We start from the raw sequence: 7265 nt of genomic DNA on the forward strand, positions 1-7265 counted from the left end.
GATTGCGCTTTATTAAAAAGATGCAATCTGTTTTTGCTTGACGGTTTTATAACATCCCGGTGGATACGGAGGCAGTTGCATCATATGGAAGAAAGTAAAGAACAGATTTTGGTAAAGCACCTTCTGAAAAAGGAAGAGGCTGCCTGGAAAGAGCTTTTTGGGGCTTATTCCGGAAATCTGTCTTATGTGTGCTCCCGTTATGTGGCAGAAAAAGAAGATGTTCATGATGTGCTTCAAAACAGTTTTATCAAAATGTTCCGTTCGATAGAATCTTTTGAGTACAGAGGTAATGGTTCCTTAAAAGCCTGGATGACCCGTATTACAGTCAATGAATCCCTGAAGCATATTAAACAGAAAGGAGACTTTAAATCTGCTGTAGAAGTAGATGACCTTCCGGATATTCCTAATGAAGAAGAACCGGATTTTGAAGAAATCCCCCGTGATGATATTATGATGATGATCAGAGCTCTTCCTGATGGCTACAGAACTGTTTTTAACCTGTTCGTATTTGAGAAAAAAAGCCATAAAGAAATTGCCGTGCTGCTCGGAATTGCAGAAAATTCATCTGCATCACAGTTTCACAGAGCGAAAGGGCTGCTTGCCCGGAAAATAAAAGAATTTAAAATGTCAAAAAAAGCACAATATGAATAACGAATGGCTAAATAATCTGCGAAGCAGAATGGATGACCATGAAGAGGACGTTCCGGAAGGGTTGTGGGATGGCATTAAAGATGAATTATTTTCCGGAGAAGAAAACAACAGCATTCCCGGATTTATTCCTGAAGGTGGAACAAATAAAGAAAAGGGAACAAATGCGGGAAACAGATCCATATTTTATCGCGTTGGAGGAATTGCGGCGGCTATTGCATTATTGTTTTTGCTGATCAAAATACTGCCCCGGAATGATACTGGAAAAGCTCTGTCTCAGAAACCGGCAGATGTGAAAGGAGAAAAGGAAAAAGAATATTTAAAAACTACGGAAACTGAGAATATTTCAGGCAGTGAAGGCCAATCAAAAATAGATGTTTTTTTGGCTGAAAATAGATTGAATAACGCCGTTCCGGAGAAAATGTTGACACAAAGATATGCTCGTAATAGAGCAGAAAATCATGCTGGAAGCAATCATAAAAACCAGGATGTCTTCAAGTTTCCGACAGTAGCGGAGTCTTTTCAGCAGAAAAGTAAGATCACCCAGAAAACATCTCCTGTTGATGATACAGTGAAAGAACCGGTTGTAGAAAACAAAAATGATGAGGTGCTTTTTAAGCAGGAGAAAATAAAAGAAGTATACGCCGAACATACAGCGCATCATACCCAAAAATCCAGAGACAAAAAATCATGGATGCTGGGTATGCTTACAGGCAATATGGCTTCCAATTCTGCAGAACAGCAGTTTCCGGGATATGCTTCAATTACTGGAAAAGCAATGAATATTGAACAGGTATGGACTACTTCTGAATATCATGATGATCCTCTGAAAGCCATTTTACTGGCCAATCAAAGTCAGCACGTAGAAGCGAGAATAAGGCATAAAGTACCGGTAACGTTTGGGCTTTCCGTTTACTATAATTGGGGGAAAAGATGGGGAATAGGAACAGGACTGAATTATACCAAACTTTCTTCTGAACTGCATTCCGGAAGTGGTAATAATTATATAAAAGGAGATCAGACAGTTCATTATATAGGAATTCCTGTACAGATTAATTATAATATCATTCAAAAAGGAAAATTTACAGGATATATTACAGGTGGGGCTCTGGTGGAAAAACCAGTAGCAGGTAATATTACAACAACGTATGTTGTGAATGATGAGATAAAAGAATCCTCAAAGGAACGCCTGGAGCCAAAACCTTTCCAGTTTTCTGTGAATACGGCGGTAGGCCTTCAGCTGAAAATCATTGATAAGGTCGGAATTTATGCAGAACCGGGAATCGGATATCATTTTAAAGAAGAAAATGCTCCTAATACCATTTACAAAGAAAAACCTCTTCAATTTAATATGAAATTCGGAATACGAGTACTGCTGGATTAAGGCAGACCATTTTTGCAACACCAAACTTAATAATCTATATATGAAAACAAAACTAATTTTTTTAGTGGTTTTACTATTCGGTATTTTGAATATAAAAGCACAATGTACTCCTACAATTACCAGTGCTAGACTTGGGCAAAAATATCCCGGAACGATTTTATTCTGTAATACGGAAGATGAAATTCTTTCCACTACACAGACTTATGCAACTTATCAGTGGTACAAACAGGAATGGACCTGGCAGACACCCAATAACAACCCATGGGTCGCCATTCCGGGAGCTGCTTCACAGCAATTAATCATTAGTGGTAGTGATCAGCTGAATTATTTTAAAGTAGTCGTTTCTGAAGGTGACTGTACAGCAGAAAGTCCTGCAGCGTTTGCAGATGGCTTTGTATATGGGCTGCCGGCGATGATGACTACTTATACACCGGGTACGTATCAGGAAAATGGAGGAACAGTGAATGTCTGCAACGGAGCTTCTGTACAGTTTGATAATATTTTTCCTGTTGTATATGGTAAACATACCTGGTTCAGATGTGTGCCAGGCAGTAATCCGCCGGCGATGGGAGATCCTTGTATTATCCCGGGAGTAGTAGGAGATACCTATGTTGCAACAAGTTCAGGGAAATACGGATTTTATGCCTGTACGGAATATTGTCCGGATCAGTGTGAGATGTTAGATCCGTTTGCATTTGTAGAACTGAATTTCGGAGATTGGGAGTTCTGCAGCAATTTGGGAACAGGAGAGACAAAAATGAAAGATAATACTCTGAAAATTTATCCTAATCCTACTGCACAGCATCTTTATATTGGGAAAGAATCGGATAAAATCTATAAGGAAGTTATCATCATTGATATGTCCGGAAAACTTGTCCTTAAGAAAGTAGATCACAGATATAATCAGGCGATTGATGTAAGCGGTCTGGTACCGGGGAATTATATCATTGTTTCTAAGAGCACAGATGGAATTGAATATAAAAACAGATTTATAAAAAAATAATAGGATTATAAAGTCTGAAGAGGTTAAAAATTGATTGTGGGAAGGAAGATGGGATGTCTGAGGAGGGATGTTCCTTGTATTGAAGAAGAACTGAAGTGATTTATTTTAATACTTTACGATCATAGATGCATTTCATCCTTGTTAATCTAATGACGGTCATAATTACCCCCAAAAAGGAATTTCCTCTTTCCGGCATCCGGCTTCCTGACTTACACTTGATTTTTCAGTAATTCAGACGGCATAATCTTTTTCGTTAGTTTTTAATAATGGTTGAGTCGGTACAAAGTAATTTGTACCGGTTTTTTTATTCTGAAAATTTTTGAATTTCTTTTTTAATATTTCTGTCTGACTAGAATTTCATTAACATAAACATCAGAATTTCAAAATAGTATATTCATTACTTTTACTCCAAAAACACACCATGCTGATCAAAATTTATGGAAGTGCCATTCATGGAGTGGCTGCACAGACCATTACTATTGAAGTGAACGTAGATACCGGAGGAGTAGGATACCACCTCGTAGGTCTTCCCGATAATGCTATTAAGGAAAGCAGCTACAGAATTTCTGCAGCCCTGAAGAATGTAGGATTTAAAATTCCCGGAAAGAAAATTACTATTAATATGGCTCCCGCAGATCTTAGAAAAGAAGGTTCTGCCTATGACCTTAGTATTGCAATCGGGATTTTAGCTGCTTCAGATCAGATTCTGGCAGAAGAAATTGAAAGTTATATTATTATGGGAGAACTTTCTCTGGATGGAAGCCTACAGCCCATTAAAGGTGTTTTACCCATTGCCATCCAAGCCAGAGAAGAAGGCTTTAAAGGAATTATTCTTCCAAAACAAAATGCCAGAGAAGCAGCTATTGTAAACGATCTTGAAGTATATGGAATAGAAAATATCAGAGAAGTTATTGATTTTTTTAACGAGGGAAAAGCACTTGAAAAAATGACACTGGATACCAGAAAAGAATTTCATGAAAAGATCAACGATTTTCCTTTTGATTTCTCCGAAGTTAAAGGTCAGGAAACAGCCAAAAGAGCGATGGAGGTGGCAGCAGCAGGCGGACATAATATTATCTTGATCGGGCCGCCCGGAAGCGGAAAAACAATGCTGGCCAAAAGAGTACCCAGTATTTTACCTCCTTTGACATTGAAGGAAGCTTTGGAAACAACCAAAATTCATTCCGTAGCCGGGAAAATAGGAACTGAAACATCATTAATGACGGTTCGTCCCTTCAGGTCTCCACATCATACTATTTCCGATGTTGCTCTCGTAGGAGGAGGAAGTTACCCGCAACCTGGAGAAATCTCTCTTGCTCATAACGGAGTTCTGTTTCTGGACGAAATGCCGGAATTTAAAAGAACAGTACTCGAAGTAATGAGACAGCCTTTGGAAGATCGTGAAGTAACAATTTCAAGAGCCCGGTTTACGGTCAACTATCCGGCAAGTTTTATGTTGGTTGCTTCTATGAACCCAAGCCCAAGCGGTTTTTTCCCCGATGATCCTAATAATACATCATCTGTTTACGAAATGCAACGTTACATGAACAAACTCTCAGGGCCGCTTTTAGATAGAATAGACATCCATATCGAAGTGCAGAAAGTAGAATTTGAACAGCTTTCCGAAAAAAGAAAAGGAGAAAAAAGTAAAGAAATCAGAGACCGCGTTCTCAAAGCAAGAGATATTCAGAATAAAAGATATGAGAATCTCAATATCAGCAGTAATGCCCAAATAGGGCCTAAAGAAATTGAGGCATATTGTGAACTGGATGAAACTTCCTTCAGTCTCATCAAATTAGCTATGGAGAAACTTAATCTTTCGGCAAGAGCTTATGACAGAATCCTTAAAGTCGCCAGAACGATAGCGGATCTTGAAGGATCTGAAAATATCCTGTCTCATCATATTTCCGAAGCTATACAGTACAGAAGTTTAGACCGTGAGTTTTGGAATGGCTGATTTTGTTGTTATTTAGTTGATTTTAAAATAAATATAACGCTGTCTTTTATAAGTTTAACCAGGATAAACTGAGCAACCATGTAACGTGTAATTTAAATTATTATGTTAAATTTGATTGCCGGATTACTTAAAATATTAAATTATAAAAATCAAATTTTTAAATACAGAATAAAAATATATCCAAGTGCCGAAAAGTATATTTTATGCTTCTTCCTTCCTTTCGAATGTCATGAATAGAATAGTATTGAATAATTGAAAAAGGTCAAACAGTATTGTCTGACCTTTTCTTTATCTGAAGATTAATTAACAGTTACTTTAATCACATTCTGTACAGCAGGAACAGGATATTGGGTTCCCACTTTTGAAATAATCATATTTTCACTTTGTGGAGTTCCCCCAAACAAAGCCTGATGATTTCCAGCACCCGGATATTGATCAATACCCGTTCCGGAATCAAATAATGAAGTTTTCAAACTAAGATCTCCCGTGGTATTGGCATCAATATTTTGTTCATTGGCATAGAACCAGTCATTGGAAAAACCAAACATTGTTGCATAGGCAATTTTATCACCTGGCTCAGCATTAAAATTTGTTGTAACCTTACTTCCCGGAGCTACAGGAGCATTTCCGGCAATATATACCCCTTTTACATTAGGTAAAGATTTTAAACTGTTTTGAAGCTTGGCTGCATTTCCAAACTGTGCAATATCTTTCAGACCCATACCATTGTCTAATTTACCCAATTCGTAAATTGGATTTTTATCACCATGGTAAACAACTACCAGGGCAGGAGAAAGACCTGTCATAATTCCTGTATTGGCATTTAGTTTTGTCATCATTTTACTGATATTTCCCATTTGAGCAATATCTGTGATTTCCGGATTTGATAAAGCGTTCGGAGTAAAGAACGGAGCATTGTTTAGAAGCTGAGATCCATTATAATTGGAAACTGCCCATACACCGGGAGAAAAAGGAGTTTCATTGGCAGTTCCACCAGAGGTATTGGTAATAGTGAGGGTAAACTCTGATTTTACATCATTGTAAGCGAGGTTGAGTTTCATAAGCTGAGATGCATTGACACCAGAAACCTGCATAATTGGTTTGCTTTCTACCTGTCCTGTTGTATCATCTTTTGTACCGTTGTCCCATAATCGGACACTTGAAGAAACATCACCGGTAATAGCATTTCCATTGTTGTCAAACAATTTGATGCCCGGCTGTTGGGAGGCAAAAAACCAATCTTTTGAAGCTCCGTACATCGTTGCGAACATTAAAGCCTGTGCTTTTCCTGCACTGAATTTTACAGAAACAGATTGTCCCGGTAAAATAATGGGAGGAGTTCCTGTTCCCTGAAAACTTCCGCTTTCTACAAAATCTTTCGGAGTTACCACATTTTCAAAAGTAATGGTTCTTTGGAAAGAGGAATTCATCATCATGTCGTCATCCGAATCACGGCATGAAGAAAGAGTAAATGCGGCTACAGTTGCTGCTGCTAAAAATGATGTTCTGAAAATAAACCTGTTCATAAAAGCAAATTTTTTATAGTTATAAATTGATATCTGTAACTATAGTCGGCTACTTTTTGAGATCCTGACAAAATAATATTACTTTTTTTAAACAAATAAATAATACGTCAAGTTTTGGCGTGGTGCAGAGCGAGATTTGTTTCAAGAAAAATAAATAATAATATGAATTTTAATAATTTAAAAAAAAATAATTAATACACAAGATTTGTGGAAAACTTTTTGTATATATATTTGTAATGGAAAAACATGGAAAAATGGTAAGAATTGTTAATAATATGTTCTTTCTTATAGAATCTTTATTTAAAACTACAGCTTCATTAGTTGCAGAGGATACTTTATTTAATAAGGATTTTCTGGATAAATTTTCTGATCCTCAAGATAAAGAAAAACTTGAAAAAACAGTAGAAGAACTGAAGGCGAAAAATGATAATAAGCCACGTAAAATAACTTTAAAGAATAATGAAGAAGTTACAATAGTTGTAAATTAAATATATGGAATTTAATATAGCTTTAAATAGACACTATCCCACAAAGTGTGTAAGTTAAAAAGTCAGGGCTTGGATTTTATAATCTGAGCCTTTCTTCAAAAATAAGCATAAACTGGTTAAGAACAATACCCCAATTTTGAATTGGCATTGTCCATTTTTTAGTAGCTTCTTTTAAAGCGAGATACACTGATTTCATGACGGCATCATCTGTAGGAAAAGACATTTTGTTTTTGGTGTATTTTCTGATTTTTCCGTTGAG

General features: G+C 36.8%; 6 protein-coding genes and 1 pseudogene. 5 read left to right on the forward strand and 2 right to left on the reverse strand.

Annotated features, from left to right (window positions below):
• The first annotated feature begins 84 nt into the window (after positions 1 to 84).
• The 4 genes from C8D70_RS19990 (at position 85) to C8D70_RS20005 (ending at position 4992) form a co-directional block, all read left to right on the forward strand.
• Positions 85 to 651 (forward strand): RNA polymerase sigma factor, encoded by a 567-nt coding sequence (locus tag C8D70_RS19990; RefSeq protein ID WP_110368450.1) that lies wholly within the window; start codon positions 85 to 87, stop codon positions 649 to 651.
• Positions 644 to 2032, forward strand: a complete 1389-nt coding sequence (locus C8D70_RS19995) for a porin family protein (RefSeq protein ID WP_110368451.1) — start codon at positions 644 to 646, stop codon at positions 2030 to 2032. Before C8D70_RS19990 ends, C8D70_RS19995 begins: the two co-directional genes overlap by 8 nt.
• A 40-nt stretch (positions 2033 to 2072) precedes the next feature.
• Positions 2073 to 3035 carry a T9SS type A sorting domain-containing protein gene (locus C8D70_RS20000; RefSeq protein WP_076595082.1) on the forward strand — a complete coding sequence of 321 codons (963 nt, stop codon included), beginning with the start codon at positions 2073 to 2075 and terminating at the stop codon, positions 3033 to 3035.
• Between the two features lie 421 nt (positions 3036 to 3456).
• Entirely contained in the window at positions 3457 to 4992 is a 1536-nt protein-coding gene (locus C8D70_RS20005) for a YifB family Mg chelatase-like AAA ATPase (protein ID WP_110368452.1), read from the forward strand.
• Between the two features lie 299 nt (positions 4993 to 5291).
• Here C8D70_RS20005 and C8D70_RS20010 read toward each other — a convergent pair whose 3' ends face one another.
• Positions 5292 to 6518: a spondin domain-containing protein gene (locus C8D70_RS20010; protein ID WP_110368453.1), complete on the reverse strand. Its 1227-nt coding sequence runs from the start codon at positions 6516 to 6518 to the stop codon at positions 5292 to 5294.
• A 236-nt stretch (positions 6519 to 6754) separates the two neighbouring features.
• Here C8D70_RS20010 and C8D70_RS20015 point away from each other — a divergent pair, with 236 nt between their 5' ends.
• Positions 6755 to 7006 (forward strand): hypothetical protein, encoded by a 252-nt coding sequence (locus tag C8D70_RS20015; protein ID WP_110368454.1) that lies wholly within the window; start codon positions 6755 to 6757, stop codon positions 7004 to 7006.
• 76 nt (positions 7007 to 7082) lie between these two features.
• Here C8D70_RS20015 and C8D70_RS20020 read toward each other — a convergent pair.
• A pseudogene (locus C8D70_RS20020) lies at positions 7083 to 7265 on the reverse strand (IS256 family transposase); the annotation flags it as partial.

Origin of the sequence: Chryseobacterium sp. CBTAP 102, from assembly GCF_003201365.1 — a bacterium.
GTDB lineage: Bacteria > Bacteroidota > Bacteroidia > Flavobacteriales > Weeksellaceae > Chryseobacterium > Chryseobacterium candidae.